This window comes from Caballeronia sp. dw_276, from assembly GCF_018449635.1.
In the GTDB taxonomy this organism is placed as follows: Bacteria; Pseudomonadota; Gammaproteobacteria; order Burkholderiales; family Burkholderiaceae; genus Caballeronia.
In genome coordinates, this window is sequence record NZ_JAAVUV010000005.1 from 50,492 (window position 1) to 71,238 (window position 20,747).

Here is a 20,747-nt window from a genome sequence, read left to right on the forward strand (position 1 = left end):
ATCGGAGTTCGCCATGAACCGCATTCCTGCTTCAACGCCACCACCGCCCTCGCGTCTGGGCGCTTTGCGCGACTGGCTGGCCTACAGGGGATTCGGCAGCTTCGTACTGCTTGCGCTCGTGCTGCTAGTTGTCATGCCGCTCGCGCTCGATGTGTTTCGCCTCAACCTCGTCGGCAAGTACCTGACGTATGCGTTCGTCGCGATCGGGCTTGTCATGGCGTGGGGCTATGCGGGCGTGTTGAGCCTCGGCCAAGGTGTGTTCTTCGGCCTCGGCGGCTACTGCATGGCGATGTTTCTCAAGCTCGAAGCATCGGACCCTGTCAGCACGAAAATTCAGTCGACGCCCGGCATTCCCGACTTCATGGATTGGAACCAGATCAAGGCGCTGCCGTGGTTCTGGAAGCCGTTCGAACATTTGCCGTTCGCGATTGCCGCGGTGCTGATCGTTCCGACGGCGCTTGCCTTCGTGATCGGATTCGCGATGTTCAAGCGGCGTGTGGGCGGTGTCTATTTCGCGATCATCACGCAGGCCATCGCTTTGATTCTTTCGGTGCTGATCATCGGGCAGCAAGGTTATACGGGCGGCGTAAACGGCATCACCGACCTGAAGACCATGCTCGGCTGGGACATCCGCCCCGACTCCGCGAAGATCATTCTGTACTTCGTCAACGCAGTGCTGTTGCTGGTTGCGATCCTGTTCTGCCGGCTCGTTCAGACCAGCAAGCTCGGCACCTTGCTGCTCGCCATGCGCGACAAGGAAGATCGCGTGCGCTTCTCGGGCTACGACGTCGCCATGTTCAAGGTCTTCGCGTTCTGTCTCGCCGCGCTGCTCTCGGCAATCGGTGGCGCGATGTTCACACTGCAGGTCGGCTTCATGTCGCCGTCGTTCGTTGGCATCGTGCCGTCGGTGGAGATGGTGATCTACGCGGCCGTTGGCGGGCGCATGTCGCTGATCGGCGCGGTGTACGGAACGCTGCTGGTGAATTTCGGGCGCACGTATTTCTCGGAGAGCTTTCCGAACCTGTGGCTGTTCCTCATGGCAGCGCTTTATATAGGCGTTGTGATGGCCTTCCCCGATGGCCTCGCGGGACTTTACGACACGCACGTGAAGCCGCGCATAGCTTCGGTCTTGCGCCGCGGCGGCCGCAATCGTCGCAGCCGTTCAACGCTCGGGAGCCCGTGATGAGCAATACAGACTTCCTGCTCGCGGTGGAAGACCTGAGCGTTTCGTTCGATGGTTTCAAGGCCATCGACGCGTTGAACCTCTACGTGGACCGGGGCGAACTTCGGGTGGTGATCGGACCGAACGGCGCCGGCAAGACGACCTTGCTAGACCTGATCTGCGGGCGCACGGCGGCGAGCAGCGGTTCGATCAAGTTCAAGAATGTCGAGATGACGTCGATGGCCGAGTTCCGCATCGTCCGCTCGGGAATCGGGCGCAAGTTCCAGACGCCGTCCATCTATGAAAACCTGAGCGTGTTCCAGAACCTGGAGGTGTCGTTTCCGCGTGGCCGCGGCGTGTTCGGTGCGCTTGCGTTCCGCTGTACCGCCGAGGTTCGCGAACGAGTGCAGGAAGTCGCCGAAGAGATTGGTCTCGCTGCACTGTTGCCTACCGAAGCCGGCCTGCTTTCGCACGGACAAAAACAATGGCTCGAGATCGGCATGTTGTTGATGCAGGACCCGGAGTTATTGATGCTCGACGAACCCATCGCCGGAATGAGCGTTCGCGAACGGGAAATCACCGCCGAGCTGCTTATCAAGATCTGCCAGAACCGTTCGATGATCGTCATCGAACACGACATGGAATTCGTCGCGCGGATCGCGCACAAGGTCACCGTGATGCATCAGGGAAAAATCCTCGCCGAAGGTCCGATGGACCAGGTGCAGAACGACCCGCGCGTGATCGACGTGTATCTCGGACATTGAGGAGGCGACGGCCATGCTGCAGGTAAAGGATGTGTTCGTGAGCTACGGACAAAGCGAGGCGCTGCATGGCGTCTCGTTCGAAGCGGCCCGCAACGAGATCGTGGCGATCATGGGGCGCAATGGCATGGGGAAAACCACCTTGTTCAAGGCGCTGATGGGCGTGCTGCCCGTGAAAGGCGGCGCGATCGAGCTGGACGGCAAGGATGTATCGAAGGATGAAAGCTTCCGCCGGGTGGCAAAGGGACTTGCGTATGTCCCTCAGGGCCGGCAGATATTTTCATCGCTGAGTGTGGAGGAGAATATCCGCACCGGCATGGAGCAGGTCAAATCCCGTAGGATTCCAGATGAAATCTATGCCCTCTTCCCTGTTCTCCACGAAATGCGCAACCGCAAGGGCGGCAATCTCTCCGGCGGGCAGCAACAGCAGTTGGCGATTGCCCGGGCGCTCGTAAGCGAACCCAAGGTGCTGCTGCTCGACGAACCCACCGAAGGCATCCAGCCGTCGGTCATCAAGGACATTGCGCGCGCGTTGCACGAGATCCGCAAGCTGCGCGAAATCACCATTGTTGTTTCCGAACAGGTCCTGAGTTTCGCAATGGATGTCGCGGACCGGTTGTTCGTTATAGAAGGCGGACGGCTGGTTCATGAGAGTCCGCGCGATGCCATCGATACCGCCCGCATCCGTCAGTTCCTGTCGGTCTGAGCTCATTCATTCGCCGGTGCAGCCGGTATTCATAGAGGAGATTCACATGCCCGACACGCTCATCAAAGTCGACCTCGAGCAATCCGCCTTCGACAACGAGCAGGTCCACAACCGCTGGCATCCCGACATTCCGATGGCCTGCTGGGTCAAGCCCGGCGACGAGTTCGTGCTGGAGACCTACGACTGGACCGGTGGTTTCATCAAGAACGATGATTCCGCCGATGACGTGCGCGACATCGACTTGTCGATCGTACATTTTCTTTCCGGGCCTGTTGGCGTTCATGGCGCCGAGCCGGGCGACCTGCTGGTTGTGGACTTGCTCGATATCGGTACGAAAGCCGAAAGCCAGTGGGGATTCAACGGATTCTTTTCGAAGCAGAACGGCGGCGGATTCCTCACGGAACATTTTCCGCATGCGCAAAAAAGTATCTGGAATTTTCACGGCCTTTTCACCGATTCGCGTCACATTCCCGGCGTGAGTTTTGCAGGACTGATTCATCCTGGTCTGATCGGCTGCCTCCCCGATCCGAAGCTGCTTGAAACGTGGAACGACCGCGAGATTGGATTCATCGCGACGCAGCCCGATCGTGTGCCGCCGCTCGCCAATGCGCCGTTCGCGCCTACCGCGCACATGGGCAAACTCCAGGGCGCCGCGCGCGACGCAGCCGCCGCCACGGGAGCGCGTACCGTGCCGCCGCGCGAACACGGCGGCAACTGCGATATCAAGGACCTGTCGCGCGGTTCCAAGATCTACTTCCCGGTGTACGTGGACGGCGCGGGCTTGTCTGTCGGCGACTTGCACTTCAGCCAGGGCGACGGCGAGATCACGTTCTGCGGCGCGATCGAAATGGCCGGCTGGGTCCATATGAAAGTGGATCTGATCAAGGGCGGCATGGCGAAGTACGGAATCAAGAATCCGATATTCAAACCGAGCCCCATCACGCCGCACTACAACGATTACCTCATTTTTGAAGGCATTTCCGTCGACGAAGCCGGTCAGCAGCATTACCTCGATGTGCACGTGGCTTACCGGCAGGCATGCCTGAACGCGATCGAATACATGACGAAGTTTGGCTACTCGCGAGCGCAGGCTTACTCCATTCTCGGGACAGCGCCGGTTCAAGGTCACATAAGTGGCGTAGTGGATATTCCGAATGCATGCGCGACGCTTTGGTTGCCGACCCAGATCTTCAACTTCGATATCAGTCCGAACGCCGCGGGCCCTCTGAAGCACATCAAGGGTGGAGTCGATCTGCCTTTATCGCTTGATCTCGTCTAGCGGATATTCACAAGCGGTCCGGCCTGTGGCTTGGACCGCGTTGAAAGAGGACGTCGTATGCCTACTTATGAATTCGAATGTGCCAATTGCGGTCCGTTCGACGCAATGCGCTCCATCGCCCGGCGCGATGCGCCTGCAAGTTGCCCCGTATGCGAAGCCGATGCAATGCGTGTGATACGCAGTGCGCCGTTGTTGTCCTCGCTCTCCGGCACGACCCGTTCCGCGCACGCAATCAATGAACGCGCGGCGCACGAGCCGGTGCGATCATCGGCACATGGCGCGGGTTGTGGATGTTGTTCGAGCAAGATCAAACTGCCGCGTACAGCAGAGACACAGGCGGCCCCGCGTTCGGCAGGCGGCCGGCCTTGGATGATCAGTCACTAGCCCTGCTCAGCGCATCGATTCAAATGCCCGCTTTATGCGCCGCAAAGATCAGCCGCAGCCCGAGCACGGCGACGGCCGTCGCGGCAACCCGATCCACCCATTTCTTCGCGCGCAGATACACCTCGCGCGGGCGGCGGCTCGAAAAACACAACGCAACGATGGTGTACCAGCCTGCTTCGATTGCGAACAGCAGCGGCGGCAGGACGAAATAACACCAGAGCGGCGGATGTTGCGGCAGCAGGGCCGCAAAAATACTGCCGTACCAGATCGCCGTCTTAGGGTTGCTGAGTTGCGTAGTGAGGCCGATCCAGAACGATTTCCGCAAATTGCGGCTTTGCGCGGAACTCGCCTGATCGACGGAAAGGGGGTTGGATGCACCGCGCCAGATGTTGAACGCAATGTAGATCAGATAAAGGCCGCCGGCAACTTTCAGCGTGACATACAGCCATTCTACGGCCGATAGCAGCGTGTACAAGCCTGCCAGCGCAATGCCGCTAAAAAAGACGCCGCCGACGCCCATGCCGAGCGCGGTCGCGAGTCCATCGGCGCGAGACAGTCCGATCGCGTTGCGCGCGACCAGCACGAAGCTTGGGCCTGGGCTCATTGCGCCCATCAGGATTGCGGCGAGTATGGCGAGAACGGCGGCTGAGGCGGTCATCGGGAGGCTCCTTTTGTGCGCAACGAAGCGGTTTGGGATAACGAAAATAACACGATGACGGCGTCTTGGCTTTTTTCAGCCGTTAGCTTGATCAGGTCTCGTTGCTGCGTCGAACGCTGTCGCGCAATGTCAGCGGCCAATGAGCACACTCGAAACATGACAATAACAATCGTAGAGACACGTTGAAACATAGCGCGGCATGGTCTATACTCGTTTAAACATTTGGAGAGTCAGATCATGGGAAAAACTGCAAGACTGACAATTCAGCAATGGGGCAATAGCCTGGCTGTACGAATTCCTGCCGCAGTCGCGCGCTCCGCGCACTTTGAGGTTGGCCAGGAAGTCGAAGTTACAACAGAAGAAGTCGGCGTATCCGTAAAACCCATAGGTCCGCGGAAGCTGACTCTGGCCGAAAAGCTTGAGCGTTTTGACCCGGCAATGCATGGCGGTGAGTCCATGAAGACATCCCCTGTAGGCGTGGAGGTCTGTTAATGGCGCGGGGTTCATGGTTACCTGATCGACGCGACGTCATATGGATCGATTGCAATCCACAAGTCGGGCGAGAAATGAAGGATTTTCATCCAATGCTGGTTCTTTCGCCGCAAGCGTTCAACGAGCGAACGGGCATAGTAATCGGGTTGCCGATGACAACGGCATCGTTCAACGAATCGAACCCCTTCGCTATCAAGTTTGTTGGCCCAAAAAACGTAACGAGTTACGTCCTCGCACATCAGCCGAAGTCGTTCGACTGGCGCGCGCGAGGAGCGAAAGCTCACCCTTGGAAGCAGGTATCAGAGGACGTCTTCTCAGCGGCTTGCGAGCAACTGAATCAGATCATCACGATCTGCGCTTGAGAAGTTCTGGACACTTAAGCACCTGACAGATTCTGACAGGCGCTAAACGTACCCTGGTCGAAGGCGCGTGAAGTTGCAAATCAGTGAACCGCTGCGCCGTTCAACGTGACTTGCTTGACCGCGCTCGATTGCAGATTCCACTTCGCGACGATCGCGGCATAGGTGCCGTTCGCAATCAACGTGTTCAGCGCACCGAGCACGGCGTCGCGCAGTTTCGGATTCGACTTGGCGAACGCAATGCCTTCAGGCGATGTCGCAAACGGCTCGCCGATGGGCTTGTACGTATTCGGTTCGAGCTTCATGGCGTAAGGCAAGGTCTCGCTCCCCTGCACCCCCGCGGCGATCCGCCCTTGCTTGAGCTGCATTCGGGCGGACGACGTGTCCTCTGTCCCCGCAACGGTAACCGCAGCCTTGCCCGCGCCTTCGCAATTTTGCGTGCTCCACGCGGTGGTATCGGCGGGAAACGAGGTGCTGCGGCTTGTACCAACAGACTTGCCGCACAGGTCCGACGCCTGCTTGATCTCGTTCGCCCGTGACGCGAGGATATAGAACTGCGCACCCGAGTTCAGGTAGTCCAGAAAATCCGCGGTATCGCGACGACCCGGGACATCGCTCAGGCCGCTCAAAATCATATCGACACGACCCGTTGCCAGCGATGGCAACAATTGTTCGAACGCCGACTCCTGCCAGTCGAGTTTCACGCCGAGTTGCTTGGCGATTGCGTTGCCCAGATCGATATCGAAACCGATCAGGTCACCGCTTTCCGGGTCCTTGTATTCCATGGGCGGATAGATGGAATTGACCGCGACCTTGATCACTTTCGACTTCGCGATTGCATCGGGTAAAGCCTGCGCGTTCGCGCCGCTTGCGAACAGGAACGCGGAGAGGCACAACGCCATCACACTGGAAACGGCACGCATCGGGTTCAGCTGGTTCATGGAAGACATACCCTTATGAAGGTCTTGTTGAGTTATGAAAATCGATCAGCGCACTACGGGCCGTGCATCGGCGTCACCGTCGAGCCATTGCGTAAGTGTTCGGGCGTCGGCGAGATTGTCCAGATCGAGTACCGCCGTTTCCAGCGCGTTGACCGAGGCTTCCGAAAGCGCCATGCCCGCCAGCGTGCGGAATTTTGCAGCGAGGTTTGCGTCGGAAACGGGGTTGCGTGGATCACCCAGTGGCACGTTGACCTGCTTTGAACGCGGCTCGGCGCCGGACATCGCGAGCGTGATGACGGGCTCGTCCAGATCGGACATGGCGGGATCGACTTCGAGCGTGATGCGGCGCATCGCGGCTGCAATGCGCGGACCATGACGATGTGCTTCGAGATACGCGCCAATGCCGGCATGACCGTTCACCAGCACCGTGGCGATTGCGTACGGCAAGCTCATCTGCGCGGACGCAAGTGTGTTCAGATCGCGGCCGCCGCACATCTGGTTCACGAACGCGCTCAGGCTGACATGCACGCCGACCAGTTTGTCCAGGTCCGCCGCGCGTCCTTGCAAGAGTTCGAGTGTGGCATCGACCGCCGCATGCGTGCTCCGGCACGCCGCGTGCGGTTTGATCGAACAGCGCATCAGTTTCCAAACCACGCCTATATCCGCTAGCAACGCATCAGGTTGCTGCGTTTCCCGTGCAAAGGCGTTGAAGAAACCGCCCCACACGTCTTCGAAAACATGTGTCGGGCCGCTGACACCCTCGCGCGCGAGCAACGCGGCAAGCAGTCCGCTCTCTGCAGCGCGTCCTGTGTGCATGCGTTTGGTCTGCGATGCATCGTGGATGAAACCCCACAAGCCGCCGCTGAAGCTTCCTGCATGGCCGAGTGCGGCGGCGGTTTGCATGGCCTCGAGCCCGAGCAGGCGTGCGCTCGCAGCGGCCGCGCCAAACACGCCGCAGGTCATGGTGGAATGCCATCCGGCGTTGTTGTGCGGCGAGTATCCGCCGCACGCTTCGAGCACGCGGCGCCCGACGTCGTATCCCAAGATCACTGCCGTCAGGAATTCTTGGCCTGATATCGGGCGATCCGTGCATGCAAGCGCGGCGAACGCTGCGGGCAGGACAACTGCGCCGGAGTGGTCGCAACCGCCGGCGTCGTCGAGTTCCAGGGCGTGCGCAGCGACGCCATTGACGAACGCCGCGTCGCGCGCATTGAAGCTCTGCGATGTGCCCCATGCGCGCACGTTTCCTTGACTACCCATGCTCATCACCACACGGACGCTCCGTGCTTCGACGGCCGTTGCACCGCCGAGCGACGCGCCGAGCGTATCGAGGATATGGCGCTTCGCCCTGTGCACGACCGCGACCGGGACCACCTCAGAGGAGGTCCCCACGACAAACCCCGCAAGCCGCTGAGACAGCGTCGATTCGCGCGCGTTCATGCCTGCTCCTGCTTGTGCCGTGCATACACTTCGACCGGATGACCGGGCTCGTTGCCCGTGACGCTTTGATGCCACCACGCGGCCATATCCGCGCCGGTCGCGAACCAGACATCGTCATGTGCACGGATATCGGCGAGCAATTCGCGCAACACATCGATGCGCCCTGCCGTGCCGATGATCTCCGGATGCAGCCTCAACACGAAGCACAATCCGAACCGATGAAACGCCGCGAAATCATGCTTCCAGTTCTTCAGCACTTCACCATACGACGGAATGCGCGGTTGCCCGACAGGAACCGCCGGCGAGAGGTTATACGCGAAGTAAGGCTCGTCTTCGAGCTCGTAGTGCAATGGCAATTCAACGAGCGGTTTTTTCAAAGGCGTGCCGTTGTCCGGCACATGAAAATACGGCAGATCGTCGCCGCGCCATGACGATGACCACGTGACGCCTTCATCGCGGAGAAAATCCGCAAAGCCCTGCGCCCAGTTTCCCGTGAAGGAGCGGAAGCCTTCAGCGCGTATGCCGAGCGCATGCTCGAGCGCCGCTTGTCCCTTTTTAAAGACGTTTTTTTGTGCATCGAGCGTAAGCGTGTCGAAGTCCTCGCAGACGTAACCAATATTGCCTATCTCATGCTTCTGCGCATGAATGCGCGTGACCAGTTCGCGATGCGTCTCGGCAACACGACCGGGCACGAACCAGCTTGACTGGACGTTGAACTCATCTAGCGCATCGAGCACCCGATCCACACCGCGCTTCGCGCCATAGCGCCAGACCGATAACGATTTTTCCCGGCCCGCGATACGCGGTTCCTGCGTGAGAATGCCGTGTTCGTCGTTGAAATCGACCGTGATTACGACCGCGCTGCGTGCGTTGTTTGGCCAACGCGAAATGTTCATCGCTCAGGCCTCCGTGTGCATGTCGAGCCACCATTGCGCAACGTCGCGGCACGTGGCGAACCACACATCGCCCTTTGCGTGCATGTGATCGAGCAGGCTCTCAAGCAACGCAATACGCCCCGGCTTACCCGAGACTTTCGGGTGAAACAGCGTCGTCAGGCACAGCCCGTCGCGATGCGATCCGTCGAACTCGCGACGCCAGTTATCGAGCGTGGTGTCGTAGCTCGCAATGCGATCGAGGCTCGCCGGAAAGTTCGGATTGCGGTGGTACGCAAGCGATGCATAGTCGTCCATCTCCCAGCGTCCGGGGATTTCGACCATCGGGGTATCGCCGTTCGGCGCGGGCAGGAAGTACGGCCGATCATCGCCGCGCATGGAGCTTGAATAGCGCACGCCGGCTTGCATCAGGACGTCGATGGTATCGGGACCCCAGTCGCCCGATGGCGTGCGAAAACCAACCGGGCGCATGCCGAGATATTTATCGAAGACTTCCGCCGAGCGTTCCATTACCGCGCGTTGTCCATCGCGATCCAGCGTCCAGAATGCTTCGTGCTTGTAGCCGTGATAGCCGATCTCGTGGCCGCCTTCGAGGATCGCCGCGCATTGCTTCGGCCAGTTTTCGAGAACCCACGCGGGCACGAAGAACGTAGCGGGTACCTTGCGTTCCGCGAGCATATCGAGCAAGCGGCCCAACGCGCGCCAAGGTCCGTAACTGCCCAAGGTGAAGTACGACGGGTTGTTCCAGATCGAACCGTCGAGCATCGCGTCGCCGGTCGGGCCATCGAGATCGAAGGCCAGTGCGAAGCAGGATTTTTTTGCGTCCGGCCAGCGCGGTTTTCCGGAATCAGTTATTGGCATCGATGACCGCCTTCTTCACAGCGTGTTCCTGCAAGCCCCATTTCACGAGGATCTTCTGATACGTGCCATCGGCGATTAGCTGGTTGAGCGCAGTCGTCAATCCCGTGTTGAGCGCGGCGTTGCCCTTTGCCATGCCGATGCCGTTGTACTGCGACAAGAACGGCTTGCCGATGGCAACATACGCGTTCTCTTCAACCGAGTTCTGATACGGCAGCGTCTCGCCGCCCTGCACCGCCGCGTCCAGACGGCCCTGGCGCAATTGCACGCGGGCATCGGCGGAACCGTTCGTGCCGGTTACGTTCACGGGCTTCTTGCCGGCCTTCACGCAGTTCTCGTTGCTCCATTTCGTGATGTCGTCGGGCCATGAGGTACGGCGGCTTGCGCCAACCGTTTTGCCGCACAGCGCGTCCGTGCTCTTGAACTCGCCGGCGCGCGCCTTGACCGTGTAGAACTGCGGACCGCCCGTGACGTAGTCGAGGAAGTTCACGGCTTCGCGGCGTGACGGCAGATCGGTCATGCCCGACAGGATCACGTCCACGCGATTCGTGGTCAGCGCACTCATCATCTGGTCGAAGCCGGTCTCCTCCCATTGCAGCTTGACGCCGAGTTTCGCGGCAATCGCTTCGCCCAGGTCGACGTCGAAGCCCATCAGCTTGTCCGTGGCCGGGTCCTTGTATTCGAACGGCGGATAGTTCGGCACGATAGCCGCAACCAGCGTGGTCTTGCCAATGACGGAAGGCGTATCGGCGTGAGCGATATTGAGCGCCATCGCGCCGAAGAAAAATGCGGCGAGCGCGCGCGGACGGAAGGATGCTTTCATTTGATTTCGTTCTTTTAGAGGATCAGGACAGCACCGCGGCGATAAAGTCCTGCGTGCGCCTATGTCGGGGATTCGACAGCACCTGTTCCGGCGTACCGCTTTCAACTATTTGCCCCTGGTCCATGAATACGACCCGATTCGCCACTTCACGCGCGAAACCGAGTTCGTGCGTGACGACGATCATCGTCATGCCGCTTTTGGCGAGATCGCGCATGACGGCAAGGACTTCGCCAACGAGTTCGGGGTCGAGGGCGGACGTGGGTTCATCGAAGAGCATGAGTTGCGGATGCATGGCGAGCGCACGCGCAATGGCTACGCGCTGTTGCTGACCGCCCGATAACTCCACCGGGAACGCATCGCATTTGTGGCCGAGACCAACGCGTTCAAGCAGCGACCTGGCTTCTTCGGTGGCCTCGGAACGCCGCCGCTTCAACACCTGCACCGGCCCTTCGATCACATTCTCCAACGCCGTCTTGTGCGGGAACAGGTTGAAGCGCTGGAACACCATGCCGGTCGCAAGCCGCTGGCGCGCGACCTCTTTTTCCGATAGCGCATGCAGCTTGTTCCCCACACGCCTGTAGCCAATGCGTTCGCCGTTGACCCACAGCGCGCCGTCGTTGATTTCTTCGAGCTGGTTGATGCATCGAAGGAACGTGCTCTTGCCCGAACCCGATGGCCCGATCACGCACAGCACTTCGCCTTTGGGGACATCGAGCGTGATGCCTTGCAGCGCCTTGAACTCGCCGTAGGACTTGCGTACATCGACCGCGCGGATGATTGAATTCATAGTCGATGTCTCCTTCATTGCCGGCCCGACGGACGACCCGCGCCGCGTGCGTAAAACCGTTCCACGCGCGATTGCATGAACGAGAGCACGGTCACCACGACGAGATACCAGATGCCGGCGACCATCAGCAATTCGATCACGCGCGCATTGGCGTAGTAGATGTTCTCGGCGTTGTGCAGCATTTCGGCATACTGGATCACGCTCGCGAGCGACGTCAGCTTGACCATGCCGACAAGTTCGTTGCCAATAGGCGGCACGATCACGCGCATGGCTTGCGGCAGGATGATCCGGCGCAGCGCCTGCAGCCTCGGCATGCCGATGGACTTTGCCGCTTCGTACTGGCCGGTATCGACGGAAAGCAAACCGGCGCGCACCACTTCCGACGTGTACGCCCCCTGGTTGATGCCAAGCCCGAGCAAGGCCGCCAAGAACGGTGTCATGATGTCGACGGTGCGAAACTCGAAGAGCCCGGGAACGCCTACCGACGGAAACACGAGCGCAAGGTTGAACCACAGCAGCAACTGCAGGATCACCGGCGTGCCGCGAAAGAGCCATACATAGGCTTGCGCGACCGTCTGAAGGACCGGGTTGGTCGAGAGCCGCATGATCGCGGTGATCACGCCGAGCGCCACGCCAAGCGCCATGGCGAGGACGGTCATGATGATCGTGTTGCCGAGGCCGGTCAGGATCGATTTCGCTGTGAAGAAGCGCGCAACGTACTTCCATTCGATCTGCCCATGCGCAAACGCGAGGCCGATGTACACCACGAAGGCCAGGATGAGTGCGGACGCCACATATCGTCCCCAATGGCGTCTGCGCACATATTCGAGTTGCGTGGCGTCGTCGGCGATCATGTCCGCGGGCGCGACTTCCTTCGATGCACTCAGCATTGCGGACCTCCGTATGACGTCGCCCATGCGAGTTGTTGGTCGAGCGCTGCCTGAAGACGCGCGATTTGTTCTTTCACGCGAACTGGCGCCGTACCACCGTAGCCGCTGCGCGCCGCAACCGCGGCATCCAGCGTGACGTGATCGAGCACGGCGGCCTCGAGCCGGGTATCGACTTTAGCGAGCGTCTGAACCGATACCTCCGCGAGTTCGATGCCCTGCTCCTCGCACACCTTCACGAGCGCGCCAGTGATCTCGTGCGCTTCGCTGAATGGCACGCCGCGCAACGCAAGCCAGTCCGCGACTTCGGTCGCGAGCGTGAAACCGAGCGGCGCCTGACGACGCATTTCCTCCACGTTCACATGCATCGTGCGGATCATGCCGGCCATGGCGGGCAGCACGAGTTCGAGCGTATCGATACTGTCGAACGCCGCGATCTTGTCTTCCGCGAGGTCGCGGTTGTACGCGAGCGGCAAGGACTTCAAAGTGGCAAGCAAGCCGCTCAGATTGCCGATCAAACGCCCCGCCTTGCCGCGCGTCAGCTCCGCAATATCCGAATTCTTTTTCTGCGGCATGATCGAACTGCCGGTTGCGTAGCCGTCGTCGAGCGCGACCCAGCCGAACTGGCGCGATGTCCACAGGATCACTTCCTCCGAAAGCCGCGACAGGTTCACAGACAACATGCTCGCAACGAACACGAATTCGGCGACGTGATCGCGCGAAGCGACTGCATCGATGGAGTTTTCGCACGGCGCGTCATACCCGAGTTCCTTCGCCGATAATTCAGGCCGCCTGCAGATCGCCGATCCCGCCAGCGCCGCCGCGCCCAACGGCGAGCGCGCGCTGCGCCGGTCCCAGTCGACGAGCCTGTCGATATCGCGGTAAATGGACTGCGCATGCGCGAGCAAGTGATGCGCGAACACAATCGGCTGTGCGGGCTGCAGATGCGTGAAGCCGGCGCTTACGCTATGCACGTGCGCGTTCGCCTGCTCGATTAATGCATTCTGCAAATCGATGACCGCCTGCGTGAGCGTACGGGCCTTATCGCGGAGAAAGAGCCGCAGATCATTCGCTGCTTGATCGTTGCGTGAGCGGCCGGCGCGCAACTTCCCTCCTGTTGCGCCGAGACGTTGCGTCAGTTCGCGTTCCAGGAAGGTGTGCACGTCTTCGTCGTCGAGAGTGGGCCCAACTTCGCCCGAGAGGAACTGCGCCTCGAGCGTGTCCATCTCTTTTAGCAATAGCTGCAACTCATCGGCATTGAGGATTTCCGCGCGATGGAGTTCTTGCGCATGCGCCCGGGACCCGGCGAGATCGTAAGGAGCAAGCCTGAAAAAGCTCGGGTCCGACCGTGACAGCGCAGTGAGCGCCGCCGACGGGCCGGTCTTGAAGCGTCCACCCCACAGCCGGTCTGAATGTTGGCTCATGCGAAATCTCCCTGGAACGGATTGTTTGCAGCCGTGGACGACGATCAAGAACCCAACCGCCCGCACGATTCAACCGATTTTATGAACGCCAATTTTTTACCGACAAACGGTAAAATCTCATGGTTACCATGCACAACTTGCATAAATGAAAATCGAGCGATATCCACCGTTCAACGTGCTGCAGTCGCTGCTGGTGGTCGCACGCTGCGGCAATTTCACGGCCGCTTCACAGCAGTTGTTCCTGAGCCAGAGCGCCGTCAGCAGGCACATCCAGCAGATCGAGGAGTACTTCGGCTGCGCGCTTTTCGTGCGCCATACGCGCATGGTCGTGCCGACGGCGGAGTGCCAGCGGCTGGTTCCCATCGTCGAGGAATTGCTTGCAACGGCCCGCCGATCCATGCACGTCACGAGCACAGGCGGCCAGACCGTGACCTTGCGCGTGACGCCCACGCTCGCCGCGCGCTGGCTGATGCCGCGTCTGCCGAGCTTCTATGCGGATGTGCCTGGCACGCAGCTCAATATCGATACCGCTTGGTTCCTGCCGACGAATTTCGGCGAAGGCACGCTCGATGCCGCCATTCTCTTCGGCAACGGCCGCTGGGATGGACTGGAGGCGACCTGCCTGATGCGCGAAAGGTTGACGCCCGTATGTTCGCCGCAGACGGCGCACGGCGAGCCACCTTTGCGCACGCCCGCGGATCTGAAGCAGCACACGCTGCTTCATTCGAGCTTCGGGCGACGCGGCTGGATGTTATGGCTGCAGCAGGAAAGCGATGAACTTGCGGCGCATACGTATCGTGAGCAGGTCTTCGATACGCTCGACCTCGCGTTCGGTGCTGCCGTTCGCGGAATGGGCGTGGCGCTGGGGGATTTGAATCTGGTGCAGGAGAATTTGTCGAACGGCGCGCTGGTGGCGCCATTCGAGCGCGTGCTGGAATCGGGCTCGGGTTATTACCTCGTGCATCCGCCGCGCAATGAGTATCGCGAGAAGCTCAGGCCGCTTCTCGCGTGGCTGCAGGGAATTGCAGCGCTGGATTAACGCGTCAATACCTCGTCCACCGCTTTCAAAACCAGACCAAAAAACTCGTCGGCGTGAGCGGAATTCAACCAGCGAACGACTACCGCCATCTTCCGCTCCGGCTCGATCCACATGAACGAACTGCCCGCGCCGATCGCAAAATAACTCGATGCCGGCACGCTCGGAAACACGCGGCGTTCGTGATTGAGCCATACGAGATAACCGTAATAAGGCGCGAGACCGCAAGGCGTTTGCATGCGCGTGATCCATTCGCGCGAGATGATTTGCCGCCCGTCGACCTTTCCGTCATTAACAAAAATCTGAGCCACTTTTAGCTGATCATTCGCGCTGATCGACAAGCCGCCGCCCCAGTGCGTGCCGCCTGGCACCGATTGCACGCGCTGACCGTTAATATAGACCCACGCGTTGTCATAACCGACCCAGTTCCAGTTATCGCTGGCACCGGCGGGGCGCATGATCGCTTCGCGAAATACATCGGGCAACGGCCGTCCAAACAGATGCAGCAGCGCGAGCGACAACTGGTTGATCCGCACGTCGTTGTATTCCCAGTACGTGCCGGGCGTCTGCACCGGCCGCAGGTCGCCCTTCTTGCCATTGGGCGGCGCACCGAACGTCACCGCCCGATAATGATCCGCCTGGTCCGGAAGGCCGAAATAGTCGCCCGTCCATTCGCTCGTCTGCTGCAGCAATTGCGCCCATGTGACCTGGGCGTTGTGTTCATCGTCGAAACCGATGCCGGGCACGCGCTTTTGCACCGGCTCATTTACATCCGGCAGCAGGCCGCGGTCGTGCGCGACGCCCGCAAGCAAAGCCAGATACGTCTTGGCGATACTGAACGTGAGATCGGCACGATCCGGTTCGCCCCAGGACGTCAACAAACGGCCATCGACGGAAATCGCGCCCGACACCGGCCCGCGATCATGCACCGGTCCGAGCAGCGTGTTCCAGGGAGGAGGATCGTTGGGATGAACGCCCCACATGCCTTTCACACTGCGATCCCAGGCAGTTTCGTGGTCGTTGGAAAACTGGATGGCGTCCTTCATGGCCTGCGGTAAATCCTTTTGCATGTCGTTCATTTCCAAGGTGTTCATCGAACTGAATCAGTGCACTTTCAGGCGTTTGCGCGCCCATACCAATGTGAAAAGACTAATGATGGCGGCGAGCATCAGGTACAAACCCGGCGCGAGGTTGTTACCCGTCAGCGCAATCAGCGAAGCAACGGCAAGCGGCGTGAAACCGCCGAATAGGGTGGTGCCTACGTTGTAGCCCACCGCCATGCCTGTGGTGCGCGTGCGGGTTGGAAACAGGTCCGACATCAGCGCGGGAATCGGCGCGAAATAAATAGCCTTGAGCACCGCGACCCAGACCACGGCGGCGAGCAGCGTCAGCATGGACGGATGCGCGTTCATGAACATGAAAGCCGGATAAATGGTGACGAAGAAGAGCGACCCGGCGCCCAGCATGATGCGCGTGCGGCCGACTTTATCGGACCAGTGGCCGACCATTGGCGTGAGCACCATCACGATAAACCCCGCTGCGAGCGTCGCGATAAACCCGGACGATGGCGAGAGTCCAAGCTGGCGCGATGCATACGTCGGCATGTACAGCAACATGTAGTTTGCAGTCGTCGTAAGCACGAGCGAGCCGATGGAAACCAGCAGCCGTTCCTTCTGCGTCGCGAGGACTTCACGGATCGGCGACGCTGCCGTTGCGGTGCGTTCGAACTCCGGCGTTTCATCGACATGACGACGGATATACATGCCAACCGGACCAATCAGCAATCCGAATAAGAACGGAATCCGCCATCCCCAGCCTTCGAGCTGCGCGGGTGTCAGCGTGCTTGTCAACACCGCGCCGAACGCCGATGCAACCAGCACGCTCGCGCCCTGACTCGCAAATTGCCAGCTCGCCATGAAGCCGCTGCGCGCGGGCGCGTGCTCGGTCAGGAACGCGGTCGAACTGCCAAATTCGCCGCCAGCAGAAAAGCCCTGCAACAGCCGCGATGCAAAGATGCCGATGGGCGCGAGCACGCCGATCGCCGCATAGCTCGGCATCAAGGCGACCATGCCGGTGCCAAGCGTCATCATCGCGATGGACAATGTCAGCGACGCCTTGCGGCCCTTGCGATCACTGTAGGAACCGAGCACGAACGCGCCAACCGGACGCGCGAGATACGAGAGCGCGAAAGTGCCGAGGGTCAGCAGCAGCGAGACGGTTTTATCGGTAGTTGGGAAAAACAGTTTCGAGAGCGTTGCCGCAAAATAACCGTAGACCACGAGGTCGTAGAACTCGAGCGCATTGCCTATCGATGTTGCGGCTATCAGCTTGTAGATGCCCGTGTGGCGCTTTGCATCCGGAATGACGGTGGTGGCCGTGTCGGTGCTCATCGCGTATTCCCCGCAGCTTGATTCATGGGGGCCGCGCCTGGAACACCTTGCTCGCCAAGGTCCCAGAAGAGCCCGGCCATGATGCGCAAACCTTCCTCGACTACCGGCCCGAGCATGTGTTCATCCGGCGCGTGTTGCGAGCATCCGGGATACGAATGCGGCACCCAGAGCGTCGGCATGCCGATGATCTCCGCGAAGACATCGTTGGGAAGCGTCCCGCCGAGATTCGGCAACAGCACGGGCTTCTTGCCGGTGGTCTGTGCGAGCGAATTCAGCCCCCACTGGACCCAGGCGTTGTCCGGGTCCACGCGGGTCGCCGGCGCACCGCGGTCGACATCGATATGGACCATGCCGAATCCATGCTCGTCCAGATGACGGCGCACGGTCTGCTCGAGGTCCTCCCAGTTCGTGCCGACCACGAAGCGGATCTGCATATACGCGAAGGCGTGCGGCGGTATCGCATTGACGGGCTTCTCGGGATTGCCGGTACGGAACGCCAGCACTTCGAGATTGTTCCAGCCGAACACGCGTTCGGAGGGCGTGAGACCGGGTTCGCCGTAATCGGTATCGACTTCCGGTTCGCCCGGGTTGCCGCCTACAACGATTCCATCCAGCGCACGCCGCACCGCTTGCGGCACTTCGGGTGGACGCAGGCCTTCAACCAGAATGCGGCCGTTCTGATCGACCATCGATGCAATTGCGTTTGCCAGCACCACGCCCGGATTGCGCAGCAAGCCACCCCAGTTCCCCGAATGATGACCACCCTCGCGCAGATTCACGGTGAGCTTGAAGTTCACGAGTCCGCGTGAACCAAGAAAGATCGTGGGGCGCGCCGCGCCGAGGCGCGGGCCATCCGAAGCGATCAGGACATCGGCCTTGAGTTCGTCGCGCAAGGTTTCGCACACGGCGTGCAGGCCGGGCGAGCCGACCTCTTCGCCGGTTTCGAAAAGCAGCTTGAGGTTGAAGCCGAGCTGCCCATTGCGTGCGTCGAGCACGGCCTTCAGCGCGGCGAGGTTGATGCTGTGCTGGCCCTTGTTGTCGGCGGTGCCGCGGCCATACCAGTGATCGTCGACAACAGTGACCTGCCAGGGCGACAAACCCTCGCGCCATTGCGCGTCATATCCTCTGACGACATCGCCGTGACCGTATGTCAGCACGGTGGGCAGTTCGTCGCTTTCCTTGCGATGTGCAACCAGAAACGGCCCCGCGCCGGGCGCCGGGTTATCGACCAGCCGTGACGTGAATCCCAGTTCGGCCAGCAACGGCGCGATTTCATCGACCAAATACGCGCTCAGCAACGGACCGCTTTCCGGCTCCTGACTTTCCGTACGAAACGCCACGCGGCGACGCAGGTCTTCGAGAAAAGCGCCGGAATCGTACAGGTCGGCAGCGGCTTGAATAGCGGACTCGCGTGTCACTTCTTTCTCCAGTGAAGCGCGCCTTCAGGCAAACAAGGCACGCCGGTTCTTCAGGTAGAAAAAATCGATGACGCGATCTTGATACCGCCGATATTTATGGACAATGACAATATTTGGCAGTTTCCGTTGCCAAAAAGGCAAAGCTCCCGGTACTGAATCGCTTTCGATAGAGACGCATCATGCAAACCACCGCGCTACGATATTTCCTGGAAGTTGCTCGAAGCGGCTCGCTGAGCAAGGCGTCCGAGCGCCTGTTCGTGGCCGTCTCGGCGATAAGCCGACAGGTCGCGAAGCTGGAAGACGAGATGGGCGTGCCCTTGTTCGAGCGCCGGCCGCGCGGCATGGTGCTGAGCGAAGCCGGCCGCCTCCTTGCCGCGCACGCTCACCGCAGCCTGATGGAACAGGAACGTGTAACGGAAGAAATCCGCGGGCTGACGACCGAAAGCCGCGCGACGATCCGCGTGGCGAGCTCGGAAGGCGTTGCGCGTGATTTTCTGCCGCAGGTCTTCGCGCACTTCCTGAAGAGCTGGCCCGCCGCGCATTTTCAGCTCGATGTCGCCGCGCCCACCGAGGCGACGCAGCACGTTCGCGACGGCACCGCCGATATCGCCGTATGCTTCAGCGTCGCTCCGGAGAAAGACGTGAACGTGCATTACGCACAGCGGGCGCCGATTTTCGCGCTGGTCACGCAGGATCATCCGCTCGCCGAGAAAGAGTCGGTATCTCTGGCGGATCTCACGCCATGGCCACTTGCGATCTACGGCGAAGGCGTGACCGTGCGCCAATTATTCGATATCTCCTGCAGCCTGGAAGGCCTCAACTTCGAGCCTGTGTTCGTGAGCAATTACGGCGGCGCGCTGCAAAGCTTCGTCCAGCAGACGCAGGCCGTGACGTTCGTGGGTTATCTGACGGTACGCAGCCGCCTCAAGCCCGACAAGATGGCGGCCATTCCAATCAGCAATCCGGAGTTGCATCAGCGCACGCTGCAAGTACAGACCATGGCCGGGCGGACGTTGCCTAAAGCCGTAGGCGCATTTCTGGATTTGCTGATTGCGGCAATCCACGATCCTTCGTGTCTTGAGTGACGGTGCGCGAAGCAGCAACGGGACGCACGATGGGCACACTCGCGGGAACGACTGCGCGACGCGAAACCCGTAGTCCGCGCCAAGGTACGAACCGCCAAATGAGCAACAGCAAAGCAAGCAGTGCGGGACACCAGTTGACGTTCGTCGCGGCGGGTTCGCGATGAGTCAGGTTCGGATCCAGCATCGCGCTGGTCAAGGAGGCAGGTTCACGCAAGCGCGCATAACCAAAGCCGATGCGTGACGCCACCGAAGCCAGATACTCCGCGCGCAACGACGACAACTCTTCATGGCTCTCGACCGTCGTCGGTTTGCCCGGAATGGTCGGAACCTGGATTACCTGATCGGCACGCCAAAAGCCAGTCTTGTTACCGTTTGCATCGGTCTTCGGCACGTTGACGGGCTGGTCGCCGCCCACACCGATCAGCCAGCCGTGCACCTTGCTGTCGGCAATCGCGCGAACCCGATCATTCGATGGCAGCACCGGCGGCGCTTCCTGCCCGTCGGTAAAGAAGATGACCGCGGTATTCGACCCGACTTCCTGCGCCGTATGCACCGCCGAATAAATCCCGCCTTCGGCCACGCGGCTCCAGTTGGTCCAGCGCATGCGGCCGTCGATCTCATTGAGAGACGACAGCAGCGCGTCGAAGTTGCTGCATACCTCAATAGGCGGCATCAACAACAAGGTCCGCTGGCCGGTAAAGACGCTCCATCCCACCTTCGATCCACACTGCAATTTGCCGAGCGTCTCGCGCGTGGCCGCTCGCGCGAAATCAAGGCGACTCAACGGGACCTGACTCGTGCCGACATCCTCCGTGTCCATGCTTTGCGTGATATCGAAAGTGACGATGTAGTTCGCGTTGTCGCGTGGCAACTTCATCGGCGGCAAAACGAGCGCGGCGATCAGCAATAACAGCGCGAGCGTGATCGGCCATTGTCGTTTGCCTAGCAAGCCGCGCATGAATGC

General features: G+C 60.3%; 22 protein-coding genes. 9 read left to right on the forward strand and 13 right to left on the reverse strand.

The window, feature by feature from the left end; genetic code table 11:
- Window positions 1-13: 13 nt before the first annotated feature.
- The 5 genes from urtC (at window position 14) to HB633_RS11620 (ending at window position 4,292) form a co-directional block, all read left to right on the forward strand.
- Entirely contained in the window at window positions 14-1,183 is a 1,170-nt protein-coding gene (gene urtC / locus HB633_RS11600; protein ID WP_213778269.1) for an urea ABC transporter permease subunit UrtC, read from the forward strand.
- Window positions 1,183-1,926 (forward strand): urea ABC transporter ATP-binding protein UrtD, encoded by a 744-nt coding sequence (urtD, locus tag HB633_RS11605; protein WP_060858299.1) that lies wholly within the window; start codon window positions 1,183-1,185, stop codon window positions 1,924-1,926. The genes urtC and urtD overlap by 1 nt, the downstream gene beginning before the upstream one ends.
- A gap of 13 nt (window positions 1,927-1,939) precedes the next feature.
- Window positions 1,940-2,629: an urea ABC transporter ATP-binding subunit UrtE gene (gene urtE, locus HB633_RS11610; protein ID WP_213778270.1), complete on the forward strand. Its 690-nt coding sequence runs from the start codon at window positions 1,940-1,942 to the stop codon at window positions 2,627-2,629.
- 46 nt (window positions 2,630-2,675) lie between these two features.
- Window positions 2,676-3,908 (forward strand): formamidase, encoded by a 1,233-nt coding sequence (gene fmdA / locus HB633_RS11615; protein WP_213778271.1) that lies wholly within the window; start codon window positions 2,676-2,678, stop codon window positions 3,906-3,908.
- Between the two features lie 105 nt (window positions 3,909-4,013).
- Complete coding sequence (locus HB633_RS11620) at window positions 4,014-4,292, forward strand: zinc ribbon domain-containing protein (protein ID WP_255580913.1); 279 nt, start codon at window positions 4,014-4,016, stop codon at window positions 4,290-4,292.
- A 19-nt stretch (window positions 4,293-4,311) separates the two neighbouring features.
- Here the strand turns inward: HB633_RS11620 and HB633_RS11625 are convergent, their stop codons facing one another.
- Window positions 4,312-4,950: a LysE family transporter gene (locus tag HB633_RS11625; RefSeq protein ID WP_213778273.1), complete on the reverse strand. Its 639-nt coding sequence runs from the start codon at window positions 4,948-4,950 to the stop codon at window positions 4,312-4,314.
- Window positions 4,951-5,187: 237 nt separating this feature from the next.
- On the opposite strand from HB633_RS11625, the gene HB633_RS11630 reads away from it, so the two are divergent.
- Entirely contained in the window at window positions 5,188-5,442 is a 255-nt protein-coding gene (locus tag HB633_RS11630; RefSeq protein WP_213778274.1) for an AbrB/MazE/SpoVT family DNA-binding domain-containing protein, read from the forward strand.
- Window positions 5,443-5,516: 74 nt separating this feature from the next.
- Entirely contained in the window at window positions 5,517-5,804 is a 288-nt protein-coding gene (locus HB633_RS11635) for a type II toxin-antitoxin system PemK/MazF family toxin (protein WP_255580888.1), read from the forward strand.
- A gap of 80 nt (window positions 5,805-5,884) precedes the next feature.
- Here HB633_RS11635 and HB633_RS11640 read toward each other — a convergent pair whose 3' ends face one another.
- From HB633_RS11640 to argH, 8 genes are read right to left on the reverse strand one after another with little or no spacing between them, the layout of a single operon-like run.
- Entirely contained in the window at window positions 5,885-6,742 is an 858-nt protein-coding gene (locus tag HB633_RS11640; protein WP_255580889.1) for an ABC transporter substrate-binding protein, read from the reverse strand.
- 45 nt (window positions 6,743-6,787) lie between these two features.
- Window positions 6,788-8,182, reverse strand: a complete 1,395-nt coding sequence (locus tag HB633_RS11645; RefSeq protein WP_213778276.1) for an MmgE/PrpD family protein — start codon at window positions 8,180-8,182, stop codon at window positions 6,788-6,790.
- Window positions 8,179-9,078: a polysaccharide deacetylase gene (locus tag HB633_RS11650; protein WP_213778277.1), complete on the reverse strand. Its 900-nt coding sequence runs from the start codon at window positions 9,076-9,078 to the stop codon at window positions 8,179-8,181. The genes HB633_RS11645 and HB633_RS11650 overlap by 4 nt, the downstream gene beginning before the upstream one ends.
- Window positions 9,079-9,081: 3 nt before the next feature.
- A complete protein-coding gene (locus tag HB633_RS11655; RefSeq protein ID WP_218626740.1) occupies window positions 9,082-9,936 on the reverse strand; it encodes a polysaccharide deacetylase in 855 nt (284 codons plus the stop codon).
- On the reverse strand, window positions 9,923-10,756 hold the full coding sequence (locus tag HB633_RS11660) for an ABC transporter substrate-binding protein (protein ID WP_213778278.1): 834 nt from the start codon (window positions 10,754-10,756) through the stop codon (window positions 9,923-9,925). Before HB633_RS11660 ends, HB633_RS11655 begins: the two co-directional genes overlap by 14 nt.
- Before the next feature lie 22 nt (window positions 10,757-10,778).
- Window positions 10,779-11,543 carry an amino acid ABC transporter ATP-binding protein gene (locus HB633_RS11665; protein ID WP_213778279.1) on the reverse strand — a complete coding sequence of 255 codons (765 nt, stop codon included), beginning with the start codon at window positions 11,541-11,543 and terminating at the stop codon, window positions 10,779-10,781.
- A gap of 14 nt (window positions 11,544-11,557) precedes the next feature.
- A complete protein-coding gene (locus HB633_RS11670; RefSeq protein WP_255580914.1) occupies window positions 11,558-12,397 on the reverse strand; it encodes an amino acid ABC transporter permease in 840 nt (279 codons plus the stop codon).
- Window positions 12,398-12,426: 29 nt separating this feature from the next.
- Complete coding sequence (gene argH, locus HB633_RS11675; RefSeq protein ID WP_213778281.1) at window positions 12,427-13,854, reverse strand: argininosuccinate lyase; 1,428 nt, start codon at window positions 13,852-13,854, stop codon at window positions 12,427-12,429.
- Window positions 13,855-13,999: 145 nt separating this feature from the next.
- Between argH and HB633_RS11680 the strand changes: the two genes are divergently transcribed.
- Complete coding sequence (locus tag HB633_RS11680; protein WP_213778282.1) at window positions 14,000-14,893, forward strand: LysR substrate-binding domain-containing protein; 894 nt, start codon at window positions 14,000-14,002, stop codon at window positions 14,891-14,893.
- Here HB633_RS11680 and HB633_RS11685 read toward each other — a convergent pair.
- From HB633_RS11685 to HB633_RS11695, 3 genes are read right to left on the reverse strand one after another with little or no spacing between them, the layout of a single operon-like run.
- Window positions 14,890-15,960 carry a serine hydrolase gene (locus HB633_RS11685; RefSeq protein WP_213778625.1) on the reverse strand — a complete coding sequence of 357 codons (1,071 nt, stop codon included), beginning with the start codon at window positions 15,958-15,960 and terminating at the stop codon, window positions 14,890-14,892. The two genes, HB633_RS11680 and HB633_RS11685, sit on opposite strands and share 4 nt — an antisense overlap.
- 33 nt (window positions 15,961-15,993) lie before the next feature.
- Complete coding sequence (locus HB633_RS11690; RefSeq protein WP_213778283.1) at window positions 15,994-17,280, reverse strand: MFS transporter; 1,287 nt, start codon at window positions 17,278-17,280, stop codon at window positions 15,994-15,996.
- Window positions 17,277-18,698 (reverse strand): M20/M25/M40 family metallo-hydrolase, encoded by a 1,422-nt coding sequence (locus HB633_RS11695; protein ID WP_213778284.1) that lies wholly within the window; start codon window positions 18,696-18,698, stop codon window positions 17,277-17,279. Before HB633_RS11695 ends, HB633_RS11690 begins: the two co-directional genes overlap by 4 nt.
- A gap of 179 nt (window positions 18,699-18,877) precedes the next feature.
- Between HB633_RS11695 and HB633_RS11700 the strand changes: the two genes are divergently transcribed.
- Window positions 18,878-19,783 (forward strand): LysR family transcriptional regulator, encoded by a 906-nt coding sequence (locus tag HB633_RS11700; protein ID WP_213778285.1) that lies wholly within the window; start codon window positions 18,878-18,880, stop codon window positions 19,781-19,783.
- Here the strand turns inward: HB633_RS11700 and HB633_RS11705 are convergent.
- Window positions 19,716-20,741: a vWA domain-containing protein gene (locus tag HB633_RS11705; RefSeq protein WP_255580915.1), complete on the reverse strand. Its 1,026-nt coding sequence runs from the start codon at window positions 20,739-20,741 to the stop codon at window positions 19,716-19,718. The two genes, HB633_RS11700 and HB633_RS11705, sit on opposite strands and share 68 nt — an antisense overlap.
- Window positions 20,742-20,747 lie beyond the last annotated feature (6 nt).